At 60.2% G+C, this 1,846-nt stretch carries 1 protein-coding gene; it reads right to left on the reverse strand.

Annotated features, from left to right (window positions below):
• Window positions 1-1,846 (reverse strand): type VI secretion system tip protein TssI/VgrG (tssI, locus tag ABYA88_RS16335; protein ID WP_373188438.1); only part of this gene is annotated, 1,846 nt, incomplete at both ends.

The following is a 1,846-nucleotide window of genomic DNA, read 5'->3' on the forward strand; positions in this document are numbered from 1 at the left end:
CACATTTCCCGGCAGCACAGGCGAAGCTCCTGACCCCGAGCCCGGGCTACCGCCCGAATTCATTTTCACATTCGGCCCGACCAGAGTAACGCCACTGGGATCGATCTTGATAAAGCTGCCGCCGGCCTTGAGGGTCAGTTCGCTGCCGGCTTCGATGACCATTTTCTGACCGGCCTTCAGATGGATCTCACGGCCGGCGGCGACCAGATAACCCTTGCCGAGGCTCATATGCTGGGTTGAGCCTACGGTCAGATGGTCATTGGCCTTGATCTCGGTTTTGCGATCACTGTGAGTGGTGTGGTGCTCTTCGGCCATGAACTCGGTATAGCTGTTGGCTTCCACTCGGTCGTGGCGTTCGTTGCCGACGCGGATCTTCTGGTCGTTCTCGATGTTCTCGTCCCAGTCGCGCTGGGCGTGGATGTAGATCTGTTCCTGGTCTTTCTTGTCTTCGATGCGTAGCTCGTTGTACCCGCTACCGCCGGGTGAACTGAGGGTCTTGAACACGCTGCGGGTCTTGTTCGCGGGGAGTTCGTAGGGGACTGGGTGGGTCTTGTGGTACAGGCAGCCGGTGACCAGGGGCTGGTCTGGGTCGCTCTCCAGGAAGGTGACCAGTACTTCCATGCCGACCCGAGGAATGGCGATGCCACCGTATTGGTTGCCTGCCCAGCCTGAAGCCACGCGCAGCCAGCAGCTGGTGCGTTCGTCGCCCTGGCCTTCGCGATCCCAATGGAACTGCACCTTGATGCGGCCGTACTGGTCGCAGTGGACCTCTTCGCCCTTGGGACCGGTGACTACAGCGGTCTGAGTGCCGAGCACCTTGGGCTTGGGATGCTCTAGCTGAGGGCGGTAGTGCACGTCCCAGGGGGCGGCGGTGAATTGGTTGCGGTAGCCCTGGGTAAAGCCATCCGTGTCTTTCACGTCGCTGGTAACGGACTCTTCGAGCACCTGGGGCTGTTTGCCCTCGTGTTGTATCCCTAGGACCAGCCAGAGGTCGTTCCACTCGGAGCGCGGGTGCTCTGACAGGGTCAGGAAGTGTCCGGTCACCAGGCTGGGTACATCGCTCTTGCCTTCGGCCAGACGGTAGTCGCTGCGGTGCCGTTCCAGGCTGCGTTTGGCCAGTTGTTTGCCGTGGGCGCGTTCGGTAAAGCGGCCGGGGTAGTCGTAGTCTTCCAGGTCAGGTAGCGGGATCGGCGGCTCATCGCCTTCGGATGGCTGTTCGGCCTTGTGCGCGGCTTCCATCAACAGGTGCGGCTTTTCAAAATCGTAATCCCGGCGGGTGACGCGGCTGGGGCGGGTTTCGATTCGCATGGCGAAGCGTTTGATCACCGGTTCGTCGGCGACCAAGCCACTGTCCTGGATATAGGCGGTGGGGCGGGCCAGTTTCGGGAAACCAGTCTGGTCATCGCCGAATACCAGCAGGTGGTTCTCGGTGCTGTGCTCGAAGTGATAGTGAATGCCTTCTTCTTCGCACAGGCGCTGGATGAAGTGCAGGTCGGTTTCGTTGTACTGGGTGCAGTAGATCCGCTGAGGGTAGTCGCTGTTGAGCTGGAAGCGGAAGGCGTCGGCCTGGATGCCGTGATCGTTCAATACACGACTGATGATCTCGGGTACGGACAGGTTTTGAAAGATACGCTGGTTGGTACGGTGGGCCAGATAAGACAGGTGCGGCACCAGATCGATGTGGTACCGGGTCAGACGTTTGCCGGCATCCCCTTGGGCGACGCGGTGGATCAGGCCGTGGATGCCCTTGCCCTGGCCAGCGAAGGTAAAAAAAGCTGGTTGCTGCAGCAGTGCTTCAATATCCAGATCAGGGCGTTCGCTGACCAGTTCCAGTTGGAAGCAGTAG

The organism is Halopseudomonas sp. (assembly GCF_041579695.1).
Lineage (GTDB): Bacteria > Pseudomonadota > Gammaproteobacteria > Pseudomonadales > Pseudomonadaceae > Halopseudomonas.